Origin of the sequence: Neotamlana sedimentorum (assembly GCF_000943565.1) — a bacterium.
Taxonomy (GTDB): Bacteria; Bacteroidota; Bacteroidia; order Flavobacteriales; family Flavobacteriaceae; genus Neotamlana; species Neotamlana sedimentorum.
In genome coordinates this window covers 221,823-245,017 of sequence record NZ_JTDW01000007.1, presented here as the reverse complement: position 1 = coordinate 245,017, position 23,195 = coordinate 221,823, and the positions used below count along the sequence as shown (strand labels likewise).

Sequence of the window (23,195 nt, the reverse complement as noted above, 5' to 3'; positions counted from 1 at the left end):
AAGAGTCCAGCACCAAAGCATCTAAATCCTTTTTGAGTAAGAGTTGTTTTAGTTGTTTGATTTCTTTTTGAAGCGCTTTAATACGTGTTATTTCATCTTTAGTTTCCACCTTAATTCTAGTGTTCATCAGGTCTTTACGGTTGTACTTTCTAATCCATTCGTTAATGGTTGTAGGTGCAATACCGTATGCTTTACCTAGTTGATATTTGTTTAGTTTTCCGGTTGTAAGTTCGTCTAAAATTTTCAGTTTAAAAGGTTCTGAATACCGTCTAATTACTTTGTCATTTCTATACATAATGTTTAAAATTATGTAGCCTTTATTCAGGACGGGTCAAAAATGCAGCACAACGGTCTCGTATAACCGTCAGTTACGGGTTAATATGCGTTAGTTTTCGGTTTGGCACAGACTTTAGCAATTCCGAGTGGATTCGGACGTAGTCGAATCCGCCGTAATTGCGGTTATACATTGTTGTAAGCTGGCTTTTACTTTTTATATGTCAAAACTGTTATTCCACATTCGTAGGCTTTTGCACTTTCCAGTTTTAATTCAGTTTTATAATCAACTTTCTCAAATATTGGCATTCCTTTCCCCAAAATCGAAGGATTAATGAAAAAATAATATTCGTCAATTAAATTTTCTCTAATTAGTGAAGAAACAAATTCGCCTCCTCCATAGGCAATTATGTCACTTCCAGTTGAGGACTTTAATTTTTCTATTTTTTCGACTAAATCTCCTTTTTCCAAAAGAGTATTTTCCCATTCAGTATTTTCGAGTGTTTTTGTAAAAACTATTTTATTTGAGTTATTAATTTTTTCAGCACCTTCCAATTCTTTGTTGGATTTCCAATGTGGAATAAATCCTTCAGCAAGTTTTCGTCCTAATACAATGGTGTCAGTCGATTCTGTTATTTCTTTGACGAAGTTCTTTAGTCTTTCATCCCAATTCCAAATCATCCAGTCCATTTCTCCGTTTGGACCAGAAATGAATCCATCAATCGAGAGTTGAATTTGAAGTTTTAATTTTCTCACTTTTTACTGTTTTTCGTCAAAGTTACAATCTTGTTTTCAGCTTGCTTACAACTCGTAATAACAATAAATATAAGAAATTCTTACATATAAGGCTTTTTTTAAAGGCCTTCTATTTTAAGATAATTAAGCCGATTTAAACGACTACAAACATTTACAAACGAACACAAATATTTAATAACCGTTTATAATTTTATTCCAGTTGCATCTTTGCCATGTCGTTATACAAAACACGATAGTATTAACTGTTTAACATTTAAAATTAAAATTATGAACACGCTTAGAAACAAAGTACAGTTGATTGGTAACTTAGGAAACAATCCAGAAATTATTAATCTTGAATCTGGTAAAACATTAGCTAAATTTAATATGGCTACAAACGATAGTTACACCAATAATAAAGGTGAAAAAATAACCGATACCCAATGGCATGCTGTGGTTGCTTGGGGTAAAACGGCACAAATAATAGAGAAATATTTAAGCAAAGGTAACGAGGTTGCTATTGAGGGAAAATTAACTTCACGAAGCTATGAAGATAAACAAGGAAACAAACGCTACATTACCGAAGTGGTATGTAACGAACTACTTATGTTAGGCAAATAAAATGTCCTTTAAAATTTTAAAGCCTGATTTGAAAAAATCAGGCTTTAATTAACTAATTAACCAAAAATTAATAATCTTTCTTTTTCTTCACATTAGTTTTGTCGGTAATATAATTTAACCTTACAAAAATTTAATCTTTTTTAAATTTTATGCTTTTCCAGTTGTTATCTGCTAGCTGTTGTAGTTTAGTATCTCCAGCTTTTTTCCAAGATTTTAAGGTGTTTATACCCCAAGCATTGTAAAATAAATAGAGTTTGCCATCTTTAATTTGATAGGTTTCTGGGTCTATACCAATTTTTTCTCCTTTTTCGGCTATGGCATAAGCACAATAGCCACCGTATTGAGGAATATAACGTTCGGGATCTTTTTTAAACTTTTGTAAATTTTCTGTCGTGCTAAATTTAAATTTTGCCCCGCTGTATGTTGTAGTTAGGTCTTTTTTACCTTCTACTGGAGTACCTTTAAAATAGGAAACAACATCGTAACCTTCGGCTACATAGCCTTTTTTTAAGTTATAATCTATTTGTTGTGCTTGCAGAGTACACACACTTAAAAAACATAGAACTAAAAATAATTTCATTTTAATATTTTCTTAGTAAGTCTATGTTGCCTGTTAAAACTTACAAAAAATATTATAAAACCATTAGGTTACAACCACGAATATCGGAGTTGTCGAAACGACCAATAATTTCTATTTCGCCATTTGGTTTTACGCTTCCTAAATCTTGGGTTGCAATAAAGGCGCAGGAATTAATATTAGCTAAATCTATAACGTTAATACCGCCTGTTTTTCCGGCACTTTGTATGGTTAAAGCATCCTCGGTGTCGCGCGTGAGTAGCTTCATCCATGGCGGACAATTAAAAATACCATGACCATTGGAGTATGCTTGACTCAATAACTCTGTCATGCCATACTCGCTATGTATTGCGTTTACACCAAAACCTTGTTTTAGTAAGTTGTGTAATTCGGCTCTAATAAGTTCTTTTCGGCGCCCTTTCATGCCGCCGGTTTCCATTACAATTGTGTTTTTTAGTTTGAATTGATGTTGTTCAATCAAATCTAATAATGCGAATGAAACGCCAATAAGCAATACTTTTTTGCCTTCGGAATCTAGTTTTTCTAAGGTGGTTTTTAATTCGGAAAGGTTATTTAAATAAAAACCACTTTCGGGGTGTTTTGAAGCATTAATCATATGGTTTACCATATAAATTAACGACGAGCCTGTGCGCTCTAAATACGATGGAAGCAAACCTAAAATTACATAATCGTTTACATTGCCATAAAAATGCTCGAAACCCTTGGTAAAGCTTTGCTCATAAATGTTCAAATTGGTTACAAGGTGTTTACTGGTTACAGTTCCTGTTGTGCCCGAACTTGTAAAAGTGGTATTTATAGTGTCGCAACTACTTAAAATATCGTGGGTTTTAAAAAATTGAATGGGTAAAAACGGAATGTCTTGAATGGTTTTTACACTACTTGGGTGTTTGTATAACAAATCGCAAAACGAACGATAAACCTTATTATGCTCAAACTGAAATTTAAACACTTCTAGAGCCATGTGCTCAAAGGCTTCTTTAGAGTTTATTTTAAAAATGTCTTCTGGGTTTATCATAGGTTGTTTTTACCATTGCAAAAGTATATAAAATAAAAAAGCGCTACCAATGGCAGCGCTTTAAAAAAGTTTATTTAGTAAAGTTATTTTATTACTAATTTTTTAGTTGAAATGGCATCGTTTTGATTTACTTTCATAACATAAACGCCACTTTTTAAGTTTGAAACATCTAGTTTGTTATTTTTTACGGTGTTGTTTAAAACTTGTTTTCCTAATAAATCAAATACAGAAACTTCCATTTTAGTGTTATTAGCACTTAAAATAGTTACATAACCTAAATTAGTTGGGTTAGGATACATATCGAAACCTTCAATTTGGTTTTGTGTTGTAGAAAGTGTGTTACAATCAGACGCAGTAACGGCTCCTAAAGTAGGACACGCTGAGCCGTAAATACCAATGTTAGATAATGTCCAAGAAGAGTAAGTACCATCGCTGTCGCTATATTGAATACCAATATAAGTTTCAGTTCCGGTTGAAGCTATTGGGAAATTATGAGATCCACTTCCGCCGCTTGCTATTGTAGAAATTGTAGTCCATGTAGTTAAACTAGCATCTGGACAACCATTATAAGCATCGGTATAAAAAATTTGTAAGTCCGATCCCGAGAATCCTTCAGCCGAATTAAATACTAATTCAACGTTCGATGCGCTCGACATATCTAATGGACCAAAAACTAACCAGCTATCTGTTGCATCTTCAGTACAACTTGGGCAATAACCGTTTATGTAATATTCTCCAGACGATAAGAACCAGTTGTCTGCTTCATCGTTTGCCGAAATTTGTACAATTTCAAATTCGTTAGCTCCTGTTAAATCAAAACAAGTACTTGGTAAGCATTCGGTTGGTCCAACAGTTCCAGAAATAGTAGTTCCGTCGCAAACACCACCATTAAGCGTTATATTCCAAGAGTCGCCTTCTGCTAATCCAGTAATGGTTATCGTACCATTGGTAGTTGTTGCAGGATTGTCTCCAGCAACTGTACCAGTACTTGAAGTGGTTACAGAAGTTATACTAGCATCAATTCCAGTGTAAGGGATGTTAATAGTAACACCATCGGTAGTTCCAGTTGTCGATGCATTACAGGTATAAGTTTCTGTACCTAAAGTAACTCCACAAGAAACATAACCATCAATAATTCTAAGGTTGTCTATAGCGATGTCTTCATCTCCAGCATTTAAATTATTAAAAGTAATTCTTAAATCGGCAGAGCTTCCAGAGTTAATGCTTACTGTAAATTCGCTAAAATCATCAGATAAAAGTGTAGAATCGGCTATTCCGTCAAAATTAGTATCTAGTCCAGGTTCTGTGTTTGTTGCTCCACCACCTGAAAATTGTAGAATAGAAGTGTATCCGGAACCATCAATATTAATTTCCACTAATACGCTTGTATCGGCATCCCAATCTTGGTTTGAACCATCATCGTCTTCTGCAACAAGCATTGCAAAAGTTAAATTTGTGTATGAGCTAATATCAATTCCAGTGAAAGTTAAAGTAGGATTTGTAGCGCCACATTCTGTTGCGTCGGTGTCTTGTGCAGCAAAAAAATATGAACCGTTAGGATTAGAAACTGAATAGCCAGAACCTATGTCGCTGCCATCTGTTATAGTAAAAAAGTCGTACGAACCATCATTACATGTTATAGACGGTGTTCCAGAAGTTCCGCTTTCAAAAGATTCTTGAAAAACAGTGGTTTGCCCAAAAGAAGCAAACGATATTAAAGTTGTGAGTAATAAAAAGTAAAGTTTTTTCATAAAAAAAAGAATTAATTAATTTATGATAAAACTAATACTAACTTAAATACAAGCCAAAAAAAAAGCAGCCATAAGGCCACTTTTTAACTATATAATAATATTAGCATTATTTTATTACTAATTTACGAGTTTCGCTTAAACTACCTTCGGTAATTTTGAGGATATAAACACCACGATTTAAACTTGAAATATTTAATTCTTTACCTGTTAGCACAACAGAGTAAACTCGTTTACCTAGAACATTGTAAAACTCAACACGCTTTTTAAAATTGTATTTTGTAGAAATATTAATGTAAGCTTTACCGCTACTTACCGGATTTGGATAAATAGCTAACCCCTCAATATTTTGCGAAGTAGCCGATGCTAATTTAGCATCACTTTGCGCAACACTATATTGAGTTGTGAAAAACGCCAGAACAAATAATAAAATGTAAATGTAGTTTTTTTTCATAGGTACTTTTAGATTTAGTAAAAATATTAAATTCTTACAAAAGTGATGCCAAAAAACTGTTAAAGATTTGATTCATACGTCGAAAGACTAATTTTTCTTAAGTAAATTGTTACCTTAATGTTATTAAATCGGTACTTTTAATAAAATTGTGTTATTAGTTTTATATTTGTTCAAATAAAAATAGCAGTACGTTATAATGAAAAAAAAGGACATAAAAATTTTGCTTGTTGATGATGAGCCAGACATTTTAGAAATTGTAGGATACAATTTATCTAGTGAAGGTTACCAAGTTATTACAGCCGAAAACGGAAGTGAAGGTGTAAAAAAAGCAAAAAAAGAACTTCCTCAATTAATTATTTTAGATGTGATGATGCCTGAAATGGACGGTATTGAAGCTTGTGAAATAATTAGAAAAAACCCCGATTTAAAAAATTCTATCATAACTTTTTTAACTGCCAGAGGAGAAGATTACTCTCAAGTGGCAGGTTTTGAGGCTGGTGCCGACGATTATATAACAAAACCAATAAAACCAAAAGTTTTAGTTAGTAAGGTAAAAGCATTGTTACGTCGTTATAAAGAAGAAGACGTTACAAATACGGTAAAAGTTGGAAGTTTAGTTATAAACCGAGACGAGTATAAAATAACTTCCAAAGGAAAAGAAATAGTTTTACCTAGAAAAGAATTTGAATTATTATCTTTATTAGCATCTAAACCAGGAAAAGTATTTAAAAGAGACGAAATTTTAGATACTGTTTGGGGCAACGAAGTTGTTGTTGGAGGTAGAACTATTGATGTTCATATTAGAAAATTAAGAGAGAAATTAGGTGATAAAAGCTTTAAAACTATAAAAGGTGTAGGCTACAAGTTTGTAGATTAATGCGAACAAAATTTAAAAAGTCATACAGGTTTGCTTTATATACCTCGCTATATATAACAGTATTAACAACACTCTTAGCGAGTGTTTTTTTATGGGTGTTTTATGAGGAGTTAAAATGGTACTTTACATTTGGTTTTGCACTAATAGTATACTTGTTTTGTTTTCTTATTATTCAGTTTAGAGTTGAACTTTTTATTTACAAACGTGTAAAAAAAATATACGACGATTTAACACTGTTAGAATCTACTAATCTTAGAAAAGGCTCCATAACTACCGATATGAGAACTTTAACTCAAGAAATAGATAAGTTTGCTAGAGACAAAAAAATTGAAATAGAATCTCTTAAGGTTAGGGAGGAATACAGGAAAGAATTTTTAGGAAATGTTTCACATGAGTTAAAAACACCTTTATTTACTGTTCAAGGGTATATTTTAACGCTTTTAGATGGCGCTATGGACGATAGCGCAATTCGTAAAAAATATCTTGAGCGTGCCAGCAAAGGCATTGAACGTCTAGGATATATTGTTAAAGATTTAGACATGATTACCAAATTAGAGGTTGGCGATTTAAGTTTAAATATAGAAATTTTTGACATTATAGAGCTTGCCAAAAGTGTTTTTGAAATGCTTGAAATGAAGGCCACCAAGAAAAAAATTACATTAACCTTCGATTTAGATTATCCAGAACCTATTCTAGTAAAAGCCGACAAAGAGCGTATACAGCAGGTTTTGGTTAATTTGGTAGTAAACTCGATTAAATATGGAAACGAAAAAGGTACTACTGAAATTAGCGTGGAAAATCTAATAAAAAACAAAGTAATTGTTCGTGTTACAGATAATGGTGAAGGAATAGCCTCTGAAAATGTACCACGTCTTTTTGAACGCTTTTTTAGAGTCGATAAAAGTGGTTCTAGAAAAGAAGGGGGTTCTGGCTTAGGTTTGTCTATTGTTAAGCATATTATTGAAGCCCATGACGAAAAAATTTACGTAGAAAGCGAGTTTAACGTAGGTAGTGAGTTTTCGTTTACGCTAGAAAAGGCTTAAACAAATCGGTGTAGTCAATCTCAAAATCAAAAGACTTTAGCCCTTTGTAAAGAGGTAATTGTCCCAATTTTTTTATCGTAAAATCTTCTTGTTTACAACTTGGTACTAAACCTAGTTGTGTTAATCTTTTAGCTAAGTATTCTTGTTCAAACTGCCCAGGTGTTGGTATAAAAAATGCTTTTTTGTTTAGCTTTGCTAAGTCCATTACGGTAGTATAGCCTGATCTTGAAATCACTAATTCGCTCTCGTTTATTGTTTTTTCTAGTAAATTAGAAGTCATAAAATTATATGTGGTAATATGGCCCATAGTTTCTATAACCTGTTCGCGTTCCATTTTCCCTTTTACAAAAACAACGTTTCCTTTAAAATCTTTTAATTCGCTTAGTAATTTTTCTTCTAGTAACGAGCGTTGTGGTTCGGGGCCAGAAATTAAAACCATAACATCGTTTTTAATAGTAGTTTCAGTTTTTTTAAACCGGCTTAAAGGCCCAATGTATTTTGTTTCAATTTCAAACGATTTTACATGACCAAGTTTCCCGCTTAAATTAATATTCCCGTTAGTGTCTGGAACCCAACAAACATCAAACTTTTTTATAATTTTTTGATGAATTTTTGTGCTCAGCCAAGTGGTGTTTCCGCTTAATACATTTAATTGATGTGTAATGAAAATAGACGGCACTTTTTTACTTCGAACACCTAAGCGATTGTCAGAAATTATACCTTCAATATTATAATTGTCAATAATGCTATTAATTACTTTTTTTTCAGCCTTAATGGCGTTTAAAAGTTTGGGCGAGTTTTTTAGCATCTTTAACTTAAAATACTTGCCTTTTTTAGCATAAGTAACTTTATAGGAAGGGAGTTTTAAGGTGGTTAACTCTGGAAATTCTTTTTGTAATAACGAAAGTGCTACACCATCACTAGCAATAATAGGCTCAAAGCCAAAATTTAATAAGGCATTAATAATAGGAATACAACGCGTGGCATGTCCTAATCCCCAGTTTAAAGGAGTAATTAAAATTCTTTTCTTCATAAATAGTCTAATTCTCCTTAAATCAATTAATTACTAAGTTAAGGTGAATTCTAATCTTAACAAAATTAAGCATATTATGGTTTTTGTATATTTCCTAAATTTTATTATTTAATTTTAAATAATAATTAATTGTTAAGCAAATTTTTAAAATAGATGATCTCTGCCGTATTTTTGCAAAATAATTATTACCAGAAAAAAATTAATTAGGTGGGCAGTAAAAATAAATTGAAGCGATTTAGAGAGAACGAAACATTTAACAATGTTATTCAACCATCGCGTGACGAATTGGTTAATTCCGAGTTTAGCTTAAAAGGCAAATGGAGTAAAACCCATTTTAAAAACAATAATCCTATTGTTCTAGAGTTGGGTTGTGGCAAAGGAGAATACTCGGTAGCCTTGGCTAAAAAATATCCTAATAAAAATTTTGTTGGTATCGATATTAAAGGTGCCCGTTTTTGGCGCGGCGCTAAAACAGCAGTTGAAGAAGGTATAAACAATGTCGCTTTTTTACGCACCCAAATTGAGTTAATAGAGTATGCTTTCGGTGAAAATGAAGTAGATGAAATTTGGATTACTTTCCCAGACCCACAAATAAAATACAAACGCACAAAACACCGTATGACCAATGCCGAATTTTTAAAACGTTACAAAAAAGTTTTAAAACCCGATGGTGTTGTAAATTTAAAAACCGATAGCGAATTTATGCATGGTTACACACTTGGTTTATTACATGGTGCTGGTCACGAAGTGCTCTATGCTAACCACAATGTTTATAAGCAAGAAGGAAGCCCCGAAGATGTTACAGCAATTCAAACCTTTTACGAGTCGCAATATTTACAGTTACAAAAGCCTATTACTTATATAGCTTTTAAAATTAAATAGGTTTTGAATATAACTTTTGTTTTTTTACTAGGTTTAGTGGCTGCCTTTATTGCAGTTTTGCCTCCAGGCATGTTAAATATTACCGCGGCTAAAATTAGGTTAAAAGAAGGCTTAACTAGAGGTGTTATGTTTTCTATTGGGGCCGTCTTAATTGTAGTTTTGCAAACTTATATAGCAGCTATTTTTGCCCGTTATTTAAAAATGCACCCCGAGGTTATTAGCGTTCTTCAAAAAGTAGCTTGTGGTTTATTTATTGCCATATCACTTTATTTCTTTTTAGTTGCTAAGTCTGAGCCTAAAAAGCAAGACAAAAAACCAAAAAGCAGAAGTAAGCATAGTCGGTTTTTTCAAGGTGTTTTAATGTCTGCTTTAAATGTGTTTCCTATACCGTTTCAGGCTTACATGACAATTACTTTGGCGTCGTTTGGTTGGCTAGATTTTAGTATTTCAAATATTGTAGCTTATGTTTTAGGTACCGCTTCCGGATCTTTTTTAGTGCTTTATTTGTACATGGCTTTTTTCGATAAAATAAGCGAAAAACAGTTTACGTCTCAAAAAAACATGAATTATATTATTGGTTCTATCACCGCTATTATTGCCGTTATTACTTTAATAAATATTATTAAGAAGATGTAATATGAAACCAGAAACACTTAATTTTTTCGATAAGGTTTACGAGGTAGCTAAACAAATACCGTACGGGAAAGTTACTAGCTATGGCGCTATTGCAAAATATTTAGGAGCTGCTAGAAGTGCAAGAATGGTTGGTTATGCAATGAATGGTTCGCATGGAAAAGATGTGCCAGCACATCGTGTGGTAAACCGCAATGGGTTGCTTTCTGGAAAACATCATTTTGAAGGTACAAACTTAATGCAACAACTTTTAGAAAGTGAAGGTGTTGTTGTTATCGATAACCAGGTTCAAAATTTTAAAGCTGTTTTTTGGGATCCTTCGGAAGAATTATAAGGTAATAAACTACAGTTTAAAACGAAAAACCAGCGCCTAAACTTACCATAGAAAAGTTTTGACTGCCAACTTTTAAATACTCATAACCGCCGTTAATTTTATATTGGTTAATGTAATAATTTATAAGCGCATTAAACTTGTTAATGGTGTTTTGATTTACTAAAGTTTGGTTAAAACTGCTTTCAATACTAATTGGTTTTCCTAAAAATACTTCGGCGCCCAAACCATAGGTAAACCCAAAACTATTTACTTCGCCATCCACATAAGAAGCACCAACACCCCACCAGCCATCAAAAGCCTTAGTGCGAACACGGTGGTATTTGCCTAAAGCCGTATAAATTGCAAGAGCATCGTGTCCAAAATTGGTGTTGTTTTCCCAAAGTTGAAGGTAATTAACATCTAAAGCAAATCGGTTAAAAATGCGCATATCAACATTTAAATGATTACCTTTTAATTTAGGATTAGCAAAAATATATTTCGTTGAAATTGAGGTGCGTCCAATGGCTGAATTATCGTTCCGCTCATAAGTGTAATGCCCTGTGTTTCGTTCAAAATAAACCTGCTTGGTTAAAATAGCATTATTGTTTTTACTGTTAAATTCAAACGGACTCTCAAATAAAACGCCGTAAGCAGTGTAAGCAAATAAGCCAATAAAAAGTTCGGCTACAACCTCTCCAAAATAAGAATTGCTATTTCTGTTAGAGCTTGGGTAATTATTAGTTTCCTTATAAAAACCAACAGGTTGTTCTTGTTTTTTTAAGCTTTCTTCGGCTTTTTCAATTTTGGTTTGAGATTGAGAAAAATTAAAGCTCAAAATAATTAAAAGCACTAAAGCGTATTTTGTTAACATATTGGTTGGGTTTTTGTGAAATTTCTTGCACACAAATTATGCCATTTTATATAAATATTTTACATAGTTATATCAATAAAACTTCTTAATTCAGTTTTAGGCTTCAGTCTTAAATGCGTATATTTGCATATTAGAATGATTCTTAATAAAACGAATGAAACTTAATAAAAACGATATACTTAAAGCCTTAGAAACCATTACAGTGCCTGGTGAAGGACAAAACATGGTTGAAAGTGGTGCCGTAACAAATGTGGTAACTTTTGGTGATGAGGTTATAGTAGATGTAACTATAAAAAACCCAAGTTTACAAGCTAAAAAACGTACCGAGGTCGATATTTTAAAAACTATACATGAAAAGGTTTACCAAAAGGCTAAAATAAAAGTAAATATAAAAGTAGTTGCTCCAGCAAAATCACAAACTAATGTTATAAAAGGAAATCCAATTCCGGGAATTCAAAATATTGTGGCTGTAGCTTCTGGTAAAGGTGGTGTTGGTAAGTCTACCGTAACAGCAAATTTAGCCGTTAGTTTAGCTAAAATGGGCTTTAAGGTTGGTGTTTTAGATGCCGATATTTATGGGCCATCTATTCCAATTATGTTCGATGTCGAGGCCGAAAAACCTTTAGCGGTTAATGTAGATGGTAAATCTAAAATGAAACCTATAGAAAATTATGGAGTAAAGGTTTTGTCTATAGGCTTTTTTACACAACCAAATCAAGCTGTAGTTTGGCGTGGTCCAATGGCGGCTAAGGCGTTAAATCAAATGATTTTTGATGCTCATTGGGGTGAAATAGACTTTTTACTAATAGATTTACCACCAGGAACTGGCGATATTCATTTAAGCATTATGCAATCCTTACCAATTACTGGTGCTGTGGTTGTAAGTACACCGCAAAATGTGGCTTTAGCTGATGCTAAAAAAGGGGTTGCTATGTTTCAGCAAGAAAGCATACAAGTGCCTGTTTTAGGAATTATTGAAAATATGGCGTACTTTACCCCAGCAGAGTTACCAAATAATAAATATTATATTTTTGGTAAAGAAGGTGCCAAAAATTTAGCCGAAGACTTAAACGTACCATTTTTAGGGCAATTGCCTTTAGTGCAAAGTATTCGTGAGGCTGGAGATATTGGTCGTCCTGCTGCTTTGCAAACTGCAACACCTCTTGAAAAGGCTTTCGAAACAATAACTAAAGAAGTTGTTCAAGAAGTTGTAAAAAGAAACGATAATTTACCACCAACCGAAGCCATTAAAATAACAACCATGGCAGGTTGTTCGGCCGTTAAAAAATAAGATATGACAACAGAAGAGTTAAAAATAAATATTGAAAAAGCATTAGATGAAATTCGCCCGTTTTTACAAAGTGATGGCGGCGATATTTCGCTAATTTCTATTGAAGATGAGAAGCTGGTAAAAGTACAATTACACGGGGCATGTGTAGGCTGTAGCGTTAACCAAATGACTTTAAAATCTGGTGTGGAAATGACCATAAAAAAACATGCACCTCAAATTGAGGAAGTAATAAATGTTGAGGCATAAAATAAAACCCTAATATTTCTAAAAAATTATAAGCAAAACGCTTTATTTAATAAAAAAGAGAATTCTTAAAACATTGTTTTTTAAGGATTCTTTATTTTTTTATAACACTGTTACAAATGCAAGCTAAATAGTTTAATAATAGCTTTTCAAGCCTTAAATTTGTGGCATAAAACGTGATATGTTTTAAAAAAATAGAAACAAAGTATAATGAGTGATATAAACATAAAAATAACCGATAGAGATGGCGTTACACACGAGGTGGTAGCTCCAACCGATATGGCAATGAATTTAATGGAAGTGGTTCGATCTTACGAATTAGCTCCAGAAGGAACCATTGGTGTTTGCGGGGGAATGGCCATGTGTGCATCTTGCCAATGTTATGTTTTAAGTGAAACCGAATTACCCGAAATGGGCGACGATGAAGAAGCTATGTTATCGGAAGCATTCGACGTTCAAGACAATAGCCGTTTAGGTTGCCAGATACAAATGACGCCAGATATGGAAGGTTTAGAAGTGGAATTGGCGCCAGAAAGTTAAATTGTTTTTATTTATTCTAAATAAATAACTATATTTGCCGTCATCTTATGGAAATTGATATAAAATATAGTTACGAAATTAAGGCACTTACCTTTTGTAAGTACATTTTAACTACGCCAAATAATGAAATTAATTTAAGTTTTCCTCAAATTCTTGAATTAAGACGTAACATTAATAAGTTAACTCAGTTTTCATCCTTAGAAAGAATTGTTAACAACGAAAACTTTGTGTTGTTGTTTGTTGCAGATAAGCAGCACTTACTTTATTTAGAAATTCCAGAATTACTTCATTTAAAAGAAGAAATAGAGTTGTTTTTTCACGCTCCGGCTTCTATTTTAGTTTAAATTTATATTTATTTAGACTTTGTATAAATTTTATTTATACTTACTAAATCGTGCTATTTGTTTTAACTTTGTATAAAAAGTAGTAGTTATGAACACAGTAATAAGAAAACAAATGTCCATTCATCCAGATGTGATGGACATGTTAAATAATCAGATAGGAATGGAAATGAAAGCATCGGCTGCTTATTTAGCAATGGCTTCTTGGTGCGACCAACGTGAACTTTTAAACAGTAAAGCTTTTTTTTATAAGCAAGCTGAAGAGGAGAGAGAGCACGCTATGAAAATTTTTAAATTTGTTAACGACAATGGTGGTGCGGCTATTTCGCCAAACGTAACAGGTGTTAATAACGAATTTGAAAGCTTACGTTCTATATTCGAAACAGGTTTAGAGCACGAAATTAACGTTTCAGAATCGATTTTTAAAATATTTAAAGCAGCAAGAGATAACAACGATTTTATTACCGAAGTTTTTATGCAGTGGTTTGTTTCAGAGCAATCTGAAGAAGAAGATAGCTTTAGAGCAATTATAGACCTTTTCGATTTAATGGAAGGTATGCCGTTAAAAATGATTGACGAACGTATTCCTACAGAATAAAAGTATTTGTAATTCCGAACTTAATTCGGAGTTTTTAAAAATGTTCCTAGCTTGTCCACCAAACTAGGAACATTTTTTTTATTTCGCCATTAGGCTGCTTCATCCAAAACATAGTGGAGAATTTTTCGGTAAAATATTTTTCGGCTAAAGCTTCAAATGAATCAAAATTTATCCAATTTACATTCGTGTTGGGTTGTGTTAACCAGTCTTTCTTTTTTGGTATATAAAATCTACAATCTGTGAGATTTTTTAAATCTAATTTTGAAATGTAATAGCCAACAATACAGTCGTTATTTAAGGTTTTTAAAATGATGGTTTTATTAAATGGTATAAATAATTGCGCTTTAAAATAAACTTGCTGTGCAATAGTTTTAGCTTTTAAACCGAGAGCTTTTAAATAGGGTTGGCAATAGGGCGAATGTAGTAGAGGCAATTGTTTGTTTTTTAATTTGTCTAACTTTTCAATTAGAGAATCTTTTCTATTTGGACCTATAAAATGATGAATTTCACTGTTACCAACAGACGCATCATACAAATAAAATTTATATATAATTTCTAAATGAATTGGCTTTTCGTTTTTTAGTAACAAGCAATCTAGTTCGCCTAAAGTAAGTTTATCATTTTGAATTTGAATATTTTCAGCTAAAATCAATATGTTTTGTTCCTGATTTAATTGAAACGATACAAGCCGTTCAACATACTTGCCTAATCGAAGATTATCATCAATATTAATATTTAATTTTGAATCGTATTGTTTTATGTTAAACTGTTGTAAATTAAAAACAGTATTACTTTCCCAAAGTGTTGGTGTGCTTAAAAAGCCTTTGTAATGTTTTTGGAACATAACTAGTTATGAGGGTTTGTATGCTTCTAATTTTCTAGGGCCTTCAAGTAATACTCTAACTATTTGCAAAGTGCCATCGTCTTTAGTTGCAATTTGCCATTTTATAAGCGAAATTTCTCCGTTTTCAATTTCAATACCAGTAATACTTCTTGGGTGCACGCAGCTGCCGTCGTTAAAAAATGCGATATCGCCAGGTTCGGGAAATCGTGGTCTGTGCGTATGTCCAACAATAGTTAGTAAATTATTGTTGGCTGCAATCCATTTTTTGGTTCGTTTTTCAACTTTTATAAGCTCTGTGTAGTTTTTTGCCGGACTTGTTGGGTCTGCAATTCCCATAACGTTTAATGGCTTCCATAAAATACGTACTAAAAATCGGCTCCATTTCCAGAATAAAAAATTCCACCAATCGGCTTGATGCCCATGAGTTAAAAAAAGCTCTTGTCCAGTTCTACAATGTTTTAATATAATGGCTTCGTTATATTTTATATGTCCAAAAAGTGGTACATCCTCTCCAATTTTAGGGTCGAAAAAAGTAGATAAATTCTTTTTTACATAGTTTTCATTTCTATAAACCATATCGTGGTTACCCCAAATCATGTGTAATTTTTGCTCTTCATGAAATTGTTTCATAAGCATATACACATTTTTATGAGCATTTAAAATGGAACTGAAAGAGAGGTTTTCCCATAGCTCGTCCCCATCACCAAGTTCGCAATAATTAAAGCCTTCGGCGTAATAATATTTTAGAGCATGAAAATAAATGTTACGGTTGTTTGCAAAATCGTCTGCAAAACTATTGTCGCCACGGTGGCAATCACTAAAAAGAATAAATTTACTAGTGTCGTCGAACTCTACAACTTTAGCATTTTTATAAGCGTTATCTAATCTTTTTTTGGATGAAAACATGTAGTAAATGTAAAAAAAGCGTTTCTTTTCTTAATGCTTTTTTTATGTTTTTGGATAAAAAGCGGTTAATGCACAGTATAAAAAAGCCCACATAAGAACAGAATGTAACTTTATGTGGGCCTTTAAGAAAGCTATTAATCTTAATTATTATAATATAAAGGGTCTGCTCCAATTGTACCTACTAATTCTTCTAAATATTCTGGCGATTTTACTTTATTGTACAAGTTTTTAGTAATTTTTAAACGTTCTGTAAGTTGCATTTCTTCAACTAAAAGACTATTAGTAGGGTTGTTTATAAACGCTTCTAAATATTCTATTTCTTTGCTATAATAAGCTATGTCTTTTTGTTGTTTTAATAATAAACGTTCTTTATACCAGTCGCTATTAATTACATAATCTCTTGTGAAGAATTTGCGTAATTCAGTATCGCTTATTGCTTTGCCTTCATAATGACCGTATGCCATAATATTAAGCAAGATTTTTAATGGCGGAATAGCGGCATTTATACTACCGTCTTCAAAGTAATTTAATGCTACTTTTTGTTGTGCTTCAACAATGTTATTTATACCATCAACGTAATCTTCTAAATTTTGTAATTCTGGTTTAAGCATTTTTTCGTTAAAAACAGCAGTGGGTTCATCAAAAATTCTATTTAAACATCTTAAAGCGAATTTTTTTGTAATTCTATACCCCAAACGGCTTGCCAAAATCTTTTCTCCATTGTGTTCAAAATCTTCTAATTTTTCTAAAGCGCCATAGGTAATTAGGTTTTTAGGATCTCGATCTTCTGGAGCCATTCTAGCCCAAATTTCTGGAATTAGAAGACTAACATCATGATCTATTTTATTTTCTACACCAATATAACCAGCGGCTGTGCTAAATCCGTTAGATTCGGTTAAAATATGCGATAATAATGCATTATTTAAATCGGTTGTTGGTGTTAGCATATTAAATGGTGCTTTTGTTAAGGCACCTTCAGATCCAGCTCCGGTTGTAGATGGAGATTTACCTGTTAAACTACAAACAAAATCCATGAATAATTCTGGTGTTTCTTGATAGTGTATTGGGTTATATACCGCCAAAGGTCTTATTCCGGCATCTCTATCGGCTGGATTATTTCTTCTACCGGGTAATACAGCATTTACAGCATGAATTACAGGGTTTTCAGGTTTTATTTTTCGTTTTAACCGAACCCCAACATCTGAAATGTAAGAGGCTTCCGTTTCGTTATAAAATTTGTTTGGTTCTAAATAACGTGGGTTTTTAGTGGGCTCTCCATCTACAATTCTTGGATGTGATGGTAGTACAAATTGGGTGTCCTCATCTTCAGAATCAATTATTTCTTTTATAAAATCTTTTACTGGCTGCGTGTATTTGTCGTAGTTTATGGTGTCTTCATAAATTTCAATAGCGTCTGCTTTGGTTAGCATTTCGTAGTTGGTTAAAAACCTTCCGTTTGTAATAATGTCTAACTCTGCACCTTTATCGTAACCACGTACAATGGCTTCGTCTGGACGTTGAAATAAATGAGCCTCACAGTTAGTTGCTATTTTTACACTTTGGTTGCCATATTCTTCATTTAAATTTTTAAACTGATTTTTAGGAAATGTTATAGATGCAGTAATATCGTCTTCTGTTTGAATTTTTTCGCTCGCTGCAAAATCTGAGCGTAATTTATTAAGCATCCAACTACCTTCTTGATTAAAACCAATACGTACATAACTACCAACTACAGGTGTGTTGTTGTAAAGTAACGATGTGCCTTTTACACCGTTAATTATTTCAACAGACATCATGTCTTTCCAGTTAAGGTTGCCACCATGTGCTTGTCTAAAAAGGCGTTTTACAAATAACACTAATGTGCGTACATGAACAGGAATACTTTTTAAGAATGCGTTAAACTCATCTGAGTTTTCTTCTGAAGGTGTTAGCAGTTTTACAACAGAGCCTAAAGTTCTATCTTCGCTTAATAAAGATCTAGATTTAGGTCTGTTGGGGTCTTTAACTTTCCAGCGTGTTGAGTAATCAAATTCAATAATTTCATCGGCTTTTTTAAAATCTTCTTCAATATCATGGATATTAAAACGGCTATAAGTAATAGCGTTTTGCATAGATTTTGAAATTTCTGATTTACCGCCACCAGACACTGTACACGGCTTATGGCAAAATACACCCTCTGGATAAGTTTCAACCATGCGCCACAAATTGATTGATTTGTGCTTTTCTAATCGTAATTTATTTCCTGACGGATGAATATAGGTCTTAAAAGGAGACAAGGTTAATTTTTGCTCTTTACCATTATGCATCCAGGTAATACAATTTTTATTAGTATCGAAATATGAAGCTTCAGGAATGTAAATAATATTTGGGTAATTTTTATCTACTGCATAATTTTCTGGTTTTACTTCAATTCTATCTGCTAGTAAGGTTTTAACATCCTCAAAAGTTTGATCTAATCCATAATATTTTTGGTAGTCTGAACAGTTTACTGTATCTCCCATAACACGTCTGGCATAAGCAATGGCTCCACCTGCATGTTCTTCTTCGGCTAAACCAAATAGGTTGGCAGAATAACTAATTTGTGTTTTAATTTCTTTTTTAGAATATCCATAATAATTGTCTGCAATAATGGTAACTACAACACCGCGATCGTCTCTACAGGTAATTTTAAAAGCACCACCATCGTTATAAAGTTCGTTTTCGTTTTTCCAGCACATGCCATCTTTTTTCTGGCGCTCGGTAGCATCATCAAAATGTGGTAGACCAACATCTTTTTTCTTAAGTTTTAATAATTGTGGAGCTAGAATTATACAACCGGTGTGTCCTGTCCAATGTTCCGGATCTAGAGCAGCATCGTTATGTGCTAAATTTGGATTGCCTGCGTTGCCAAAAATGTTTTCAACAAAATCTAAATTACTAACTAAAGAACCTGGTGCATAAAAACGAACTTCTAAAGATTTTTCTGCAATAATACCTTTTACTTCTGGGCAAACTACTGGGCGAAGTAACATTGAAACCATTGTTTTAGCTTGGTTTTCTTGGTTGGAAGTAAACGGCAAAGTGTTTAACTCGTCTGATGGTTTAAATGCTTCGTTTAAAAAGTGAGCAAAAACAATTTTTGGAACTTCTTTTTTATCTAAAGGTACAGGAAGAGGACCTTCAACTATATGAAATGTGCCTTTAGTAGTACGTTTGTCGTGCAAAGGATTATTTAACACGCCTTGCTTTAAGCGTTTAGATGTAACTAAATTACTCTCAAATGAGTTTCCGTCTGGAGGTAAACTGGCTTCTCTTGCCTGTCCTTTTTTAGACAAAATTAGAGTGTTATTTGGTAGTTTATATGACTTTTTAAAACCAGTATCTTTTAAATAATCGTCTATAAAACTTTGGATACGCGAATCTGCAGGCGAAAGGTGTTCTGCTAATAACCTCGATTTTTCTCTAAGACTCATTATTAATGGTCTTGTTGTTTTTTCAAAATCTGAGTCGCAAAGTACTTCTTTACTACCTGGTTTATCTTTATAAATGGGCTGACCTAAAGTTGCTAATTGTAAATTTATAAATTGAACAATGTCTTTTCGTGTGTCTTCCATAATTTGTTTCTTTAGTAGTTATTATTTCCGTTTTCTGGAAATCCTTGAAACAAATTTATATTTAGTATCGCTGAAAAAAGCTGACAAAAATCAGTTAAACATGTATTTTTTTAAGAAAACGTTTGAGTTAAAAGCTTAGTTTTCAAGCTTTTTTTTAGCCCAAGGTAAAAGGCGTTTTACAAATTGTGTATATGCTGCAGTTGAAGGATGAAGTTTGTCTGATGCTACAAGTTCTGTGTTGTTTAAGCCTTTACGCGTAATGTCTGTAATATTAATAAAAGTAATATTGTTTAAAATACAATATTGTTCTGCAAAGGCATTATATTTATCTATAGCTTCAGAAATAACTTTATTGCCTTTACCAAAGGGTGTATATGCATAATCTGGAATAGAAATTACAATAAGGTTCGCTTTGTTGCCCTTACCATGTTTAATAGCTGTTTTTACTAGTTCTGGAAATTCTTTTTCATAAATTGAAAAATTTAGATTTTGGTATTGATTATTTACTCCAATAAGTAGTGTTACTAAATCAAAATTATTGTCTAAATGTTGTTCAGTAATTCCATTAATTAAATTAGTTGTTGTCCAGCCAGTTGTAGCTATAACTTTTAGTTCTATAGAGTTTTGAGGTTTAAATCTAGTGTTTAAACTATCCTTTAGTTGTTCGGGAAACCTACAAGTATTGCAAACACTTTCACCTATGGTGTAACTGTCTCCTAAAGCTAATATTTTATATGATTTTTGATTTGTGTTTTCACTACCAGAGGCTTTAATTAATTTGTTGTTCTCTTGCGATTTATTATGGAATTGTTCTGCTGGCGTTTGACTAAAACCATAAAGTGTAACCAAATAAATTAGGGTGTAAACAAATTTCATACAAACGTTTTATTAAATATGCTAATAATGTTTTTTAAGTTCTATTATTTAAATGCATTATAACCTGTAATATCTAAACCGGTAATAAGCAAATGAATATCGTGTGTGCCTTCGTAGGTAATTACACTTTCTAAATTCATCATATGCCTCATAATACTGTACTCTCCAGATATTCCCATGGCCCCTAACATTTGGCGCGCTTCTCTGGCTATGTTTAACGCCATATCTACATTATTGCGTTTAGCCATAGATATTTGAGCAGAGGTTGCTTTGTCTTGGTTTCGTAAAACACCCAAACGCCATGTTAAAAGTTGCGCTTTGGTAATTTCAGTAATCATTTCTGCTAGTTTTTTTTGTTGTAGTTGAAACTGGCCAATAGGTTTACCAAATTGTATACGTTCTTTACTGTACCGAAGTGCGGTGTCGTAGCAATCCATAGCGGCACCAATAGCACCCCAAGCTATACCATATCTAGCAGAATCTAAACACCCTAAAGGCGCACCTAAACCCGATTTATTAGGTAATAAGTTTTCCTTAGGGACTTTTACATTATCGAAAATAAGTTCACCTGTAGCACTAGCTCGTAACGACCATTTGTTATGTGTCTCTGGAGTAGAAAATCCTTCCATACCGCGTTCAACAATAAGTCCGTGAACTCTTCCCGTTTCATTTTTAGCCCAAACTACAGCAATTTGTGCAAAGGGCGCATTACTAATCCACATTTTAGCTCCGTTTAAAAGGTAGTAATCGCCCATGTCTTTAAAGTTGGTAGTCATTCCTCCTGGATTGCTGCCATAATCGGGCTCGGTTAAACCAAAACAGCCCATCCATTCACCACTAGCAAGTTTAGGTAAGTATTTTTTACGTTGCGTTTCGTTACCATATTTCCAGATAGGGTACATAACTAAAGATGATTGTACCGACGCAGTCGATCGTACACCAGAATCGCCGCGCTCTATTTCTTGCATAATTAAGCCATAACTAATTTGATCTAAGCCTGCCCCGCCATATTTTAAAGGGATATATGGGCCAAAAGCTCCTATTTCGGCTAATCCAGATATTATTTGCTCAGGAAATTTTGCCTTTTGCGCGTAGGTTTCAATTATTGGAGAAACATCACGTTTTACCCAGTCTCGAGCAGCTTGTCTTACGAGTTTATGTTCTTCGGTTAGTAATTCGTCTAGGTTATAATAATCGGGTGCTTCAAACAAATCTGGTTTCATAATTTTTCAAATTATTCAGGTTTCTAACAAATTTATTTAAAATATTTAATAGAAAGGAGCTTGTTTTGTGAAATGTTTAATTTGGTTGCTGGTTGCTGGTTGCTGGTTGCTGGTTGCTGGTTGCTGGTTGCTGGTTGCTGGTTGCTGGTTGCTGGAGTTTTGGTATTGTTTTTTTGAGAAATTACATTTTTAAATAAAAATCTTTAGTTAATGCAATATATTCTGGGGTATACACGTGTCTTTCGGTTTCAATAATTAAAGTTTCGGTTTTAATGTCTGATTCTGTAAACGAAAATTCTATTAAGCTTCTTTTTATATCGGAAGTCGGATTGCCCTTAACATGGCATATTCTAACAGGCGAAAGTTGGTAATTAGATGCAAGCTCAATAAAAGGCGCTTCTTCCTTTTTTGGTATTATAACCGAGAATATACTGTTTTCGGAAAGTAAAATGGCCACACTTTCTAATAAATGGTGAAAAGGCATGGCGTCCTGAAAACGAGCTAAATCTCGAGATAGATCGTTGCTTTTAAAACAATCGGTATAAAATGGTGGATTGCATATTATCAAATCATACTTGTCCTCAATCTCGGTTGCAAATTCTTCTAGCGAAGCATGGTAGCAAAAGAGGCGGTCCCCCCAAGGCGATTGTTCAAAGTTATTTACACATTGTTCGTATGCATCAGCATCAATTTCTAAAGCATCAATAACTTGAGCAAAATATCGTTGCGCCAACATTAAAGCTAAAATACCTGTTCCGGCTCCAATATCTAAAATAGAAAATGGTTGATGTCCTATATTAGTCCATGCACCTAGTAAAACACTATCAGTACCTACTTTCATAGCACATTTATCTTGGTTAACTGTGAATTGCTTAAATACAAAAGGTGCGTCTGACATAGTTTTTTCGGTAAAATTAAGTTAAAAAAGTAAAAAAATGTTAAAAAATATAATTGTATAATCCAAAAAGAGTTATAAGAGCGTATATAAAATATTAATACCGCAAACTAGAAAATTAGAGGCTATGAGATATGTAAATAGGATATTGGGAAAACTTAACGATTTATTGTTAGTTAATTTTGAAGTAGAAAAGGTTTATAGTGAAATGATAGATGACGTAAACGATGATACGCTACGTGATTTTTTTAGAGAGCGAGCTATTGAAAGAAATGAATTTAGTAAGCGTATAAACTTAGAAATTGAGGCGTTAGGGCAAACACCAGAACGCATAGGTGCATTAAGTAAAAACTTTTATAGGTTAAAATCTAAATTTAAAAATTTAACTATTGTTGATAATGAAAATGATTTGATAGATGAAGTGTTTAATTTAAAACAAGATAGTATAAATAAGTATAACGAAGTGTTAATGCAGCCACATTTACCTTTAAAATTATGTAAAATATTGGTGAAACAACGCGATAGTATTCAAGCAACTTTGCGTGTTTTAAAACGTGAATACGCCGTTGTTGCATAAATAGTAGTGTTTAAGTTTCGAATTGTTTATAAAATAATGATATAAATTCTGCTTAAATTTTGCTTTTTTATTTAAAAAAACGCCTATTCTTTAACAAATAATTTAAGTATAAGATAAAACGAACGGTATAAATTAATATTCATGAATTTTTTTATACTGTTTTTAGTTTAAA

General features: G+C 32.9%; 26 protein-coding genes. 12 read left to right on the top strand and 14 right to left on the bottom strand.

Going from position 1 to position 23,195, the window contains the following annotated elements; genetic code table 11:
- Positions 1-295: transposase (locus PW52_RS11720; RefSeq protein ID WP_044633129.1), on the bottom strand; the 295-nt coding region annotated here is incomplete at its 3' end.
- Between the two features lie 188 nt (positions 296-483).
- On the bottom strand, positions 484-1,029 hold the full coding sequence (locus PW52_RS11715) for a dihydrofolate reductase family protein (protein ID WP_044633128.1): 546 nt from the start codon (positions 1,027-1,029) through the stop codon (positions 484-486).
- A gap of 267 nt (positions 1,030-1,296) precedes the next feature.
- Here PW52_RS11715 and PW52_RS11710 point away from each other — a divergent pair, with 267 nt between their 5' ends.
- On the top strand, positions 1,297-1,629 hold the full coding sequence (locus PW52_RS11710; RefSeq protein WP_044633154.1) for a single-stranded DNA-binding protein: 333 nt from the start codon (positions 1,297-1,299) through the stop codon (positions 1,627-1,629).
- Positions 1,630-1,759: 130 nt separating this feature from the next.
- Here PW52_RS11710 and PW52_RS11705 read toward each other — a convergent pair whose 3' ends face one another.
- From PW52_RS11705 to PW52_RS11690, 4 genes are all read right to left on the bottom strand, one after another.
- Positions 1,760-2,209, bottom strand: coding sequence for a YHS domain-containing (seleno)protein (locus PW52_RS11705; protein WP_044633127.1), 450 nt, complete (start codon positions 2,207-2,209; stop codon positions 1,760-1,762).
- 52 nt (positions 2,210-2,261) lie between these two features.
- Positions 2,262-3,242, bottom strand: coding sequence for a LuxE/PaaK family acyltransferase (locus PW52_RS11700; RefSeq protein WP_044633126.1), 981 nt, complete (start codon positions 3,240-3,242; stop codon positions 2,262-2,264).
- Between the two features lie 83 nt (positions 3,243-3,325).
- Entirely contained in the window at positions 3,326-4,993 is a 1,668-nt protein-coding gene (locus tag PW52_RS17185) for a T9SS type A sorting domain-containing protein (RefSeq protein WP_052823470.1), read from the bottom strand.
- A 106-nt stretch (positions 4,994-5,099) separates the two neighbouring features.
- Positions 5,100-5,444, bottom strand: coding sequence for a T9SS type A sorting domain-containing protein (locus PW52_RS11690; RefSeq protein ID WP_044633125.1), 345 nt, complete (start codon positions 5,442-5,444; stop codon positions 5,100-5,102).
- Between the two features lie 196 nt (positions 5,445-5,640).
- Between PW52_RS11690 and PW52_RS11685 the strand changes: the two genes are divergently transcribed.
- Positions 5,641-6,321 (top strand): response regulator transcription factor, encoded by a 681-nt coding sequence (locus PW52_RS11685; protein WP_044633124.1) that lies wholly within the window; start codon positions 5,641-5,643, stop codon positions 6,319-6,321.
- Positions 6,321-7,364, top strand: coding sequence for a sensor histidine kinase (locus tag PW52_RS11680; protein ID WP_044633123.1), 1,044 nt, complete (start codon positions 6,321-6,323; stop codon positions 7,362-7,364). The genes PW52_RS11685 and PW52_RS11680 overlap by 1 nt, the downstream gene beginning before the upstream one ends.
- On the opposite strand, the gene PW52_RS11675 is transcribed toward PW52_RS11680, so the two are convergent.
- Positions 7,345-8,397, bottom strand: coding sequence for a glycosyltransferase (locus tag PW52_RS11675; protein ID WP_044633122.1), 1,053 nt, complete (start codon positions 8,395-8,397; stop codon positions 7,345-7,347). The two genes, PW52_RS11680 and PW52_RS11675, sit on opposite strands and share 20 nt — an antisense overlap.
- 207 nt (positions 8,398-8,604) lie before the next feature.
- On the opposite strand from PW52_RS11675, the gene trmB reads away from it, so the two are divergent.
- From trmB to PW52_RS11660, 3 genes are read left to right on the top strand one after another with little or no spacing between them, the layout of a single operon-like run.
- Complete coding sequence (gene trmB / locus PW52_RS11670; RefSeq protein ID WP_044633121.1) at positions 8,605-9,279, top strand: tRNA (guanosine(46)-N7)-methyltransferase TrmB; 675 nt, start codon at positions 8,605-8,607, stop codon at positions 9,277-9,279.
- A 3-nt stretch (positions 9,280-9,282) separates the two neighbouring features.
- Positions 9,283-9,915, top strand: coding sequence for a LysE family transporter (locus PW52_RS11665; protein WP_044633120.1), 633 nt, complete (start codon positions 9,283-9,285; stop codon positions 9,913-9,915).
- A gap of 1 nt (position 9,916) precedes the next feature.
- On the top strand, positions 9,917-10,246 hold the full coding sequence (locus PW52_RS11660) for an MGMT family protein (protein WP_044633119.1): 330 nt from the start codon (positions 9,917-9,919) through the stop codon (positions 10,244-10,246).
- A gap of 16 nt (positions 10,247-10,262) precedes the next feature.
- On the opposite strand, the gene PW52_RS11655 is transcribed toward PW52_RS11660, so the two are convergent.
- Complete coding sequence (locus PW52_RS11655) at positions 10,263-11,096, bottom strand: hypothetical protein (protein ID WP_044633118.1); 834 nt, start codon at positions 11,094-11,096, stop codon at positions 10,263-10,265.
- A 154-nt stretch (positions 11,097-11,250) separates the two neighbouring features.
- Between PW52_RS11655 and PW52_RS11650 the strand changes: the two genes are divergently transcribed.
- The 5 genes from PW52_RS11650 to PW52_RS11630 all read left to right on the top strand — a co-directional run bounded on the left by PW52_RS11650 (position 11,251) and on the right by PW52_RS11630 (position 14,109).
- Positions 11,251-12,387: an Mrp/NBP35 family ATP-binding protein gene (locus PW52_RS11650; protein WP_044633117.1), complete on the top strand. Its 1,137-nt coding sequence runs from the start codon at positions 11,251-11,253 to the stop codon at positions 12,385-12,387.
- A gap of 3 nt (positions 12,388-12,390) precedes the next feature.
- Complete coding sequence (locus PW52_RS11645) at positions 12,391-12,633, top strand: NifU family protein (RefSeq protein ID WP_044633116.1); 243 nt, start codon at positions 12,391-12,393, stop codon at positions 12,631-12,633.
- A 207-nt stretch (positions 12,634-12,840) separates the two neighbouring features.
- The gene (locus PW52_RS11640; RefSeq protein WP_044633115.1) at positions 12,841-13,170 is read left to right on the top strand and encodes a 2Fe-2S iron-sulfur cluster-binding family protein; all 330 of its coding nucleotides are present in this window, start codon (positions 12,841-12,843) and stop codon (positions 13,168-13,170) included.
- Positions 13,171-13,217: 47 nt separating this feature from the next.
- Positions 13,218-13,514 carry a hypothetical protein gene (locus tag PW52_RS11635; protein ID WP_044633114.1) on the top strand — a complete coding sequence of 99 codons (297 nt, stop codon included), beginning with the start codon at positions 13,218-13,220 and terminating at the stop codon, positions 13,512-13,514.
- 88 nt (positions 13,515-13,602) lie between these two features.
- The gene (locus PW52_RS11630) at positions 13,603-14,109 is read left to right on the top strand and encodes a ferritin (RefSeq protein WP_044633113.1); all 507 of its coding nucleotides are present in this window, start codon (positions 13,603-13,605) and stop codon (positions 14,107-14,109) included.
- Between the two features lie 46 nt (positions 14,110-14,155).
- Here PW52_RS11630 and PW52_RS11625 read toward each other — a convergent pair whose 3' ends face one another.
- The 6 genes from PW52_RS11625 to PW52_RS11600 form a co-directional block, all read right to left on the bottom strand.
- Positions 14,156-14,953, bottom strand: coding sequence for a DUF1853 family protein (locus PW52_RS11625; RefSeq protein WP_044633112.1), 798 nt, complete (start codon positions 14,951-14,953; stop codon positions 14,156-14,158).
- 6 nt (positions 14,954-14,959) lie between these two features.
- Positions 14,960-15,859 (bottom strand): metallophosphoesterase family protein, encoded by a 900-nt coding sequence (locus PW52_RS11620; RefSeq protein ID WP_044633111.1) that lies wholly within the window; start codon positions 15,857-15,859, stop codon positions 14,960-14,962.
- A 140-nt stretch (positions 15,860-15,999) separates the two neighbouring features.
- Positions 16,000-19,452: a hypothetical protein gene (locus tag PW52_RS11615; protein ID WP_044633110.1), complete on the bottom strand. Its 3,453-nt coding sequence runs from the start codon at positions 19,450-19,452 to the stop codon at positions 16,000-16,002.
- A 135-nt stretch (positions 19,453-19,587) separates the two neighbouring features.
- The gene (locus PW52_RS11610; RefSeq protein ID WP_044633109.1) at positions 19,588-20,328 is read right to left on the bottom strand and encodes an SGNH/GDSL hydrolase family protein; all 741 of its coding nucleotides are present in this window, start codon (positions 20,326-20,328) and stop codon (positions 19,588-19,590) included.
- Between the two features lie 44 nt (positions 20,329-20,372).
- Positions 20,373-21,551, bottom strand: a complete 1,179-nt coding sequence (locus PW52_RS11605; RefSeq protein ID WP_044633108.1) for an acyl-CoA dehydrogenase family protein — start codon at positions 21,549-21,551, stop codon at positions 20,373-20,375.
- A gap of 181 nt (positions 21,552-21,732) precedes the next feature.
- Complete coding sequence (locus PW52_RS11600) at positions 21,733-22,449, bottom strand: tRNA1(Val) (adenine(37)-N6)-methyltransferase (protein ID WP_044633107.1); 717 nt, start codon at positions 22,447-22,449, stop codon at positions 21,733-21,735.
- 124 nt (positions 22,450-22,573) lie between these two features.
- On the opposite strand from PW52_RS11600, the gene PW52_RS11595 reads away from it, so the two are divergent.
- The gene (locus PW52_RS11595) at positions 22,574-23,023 is read left to right on the top strand and encodes a DUF2383 domain-containing protein (protein ID WP_082050903.1); all 450 of its coding nucleotides are present in this window, start codon (positions 22,574-22,576) and stop codon (positions 23,021-23,023) included.
- Positions 23,024-23,195 lie beyond the last annotated feature (172 nt).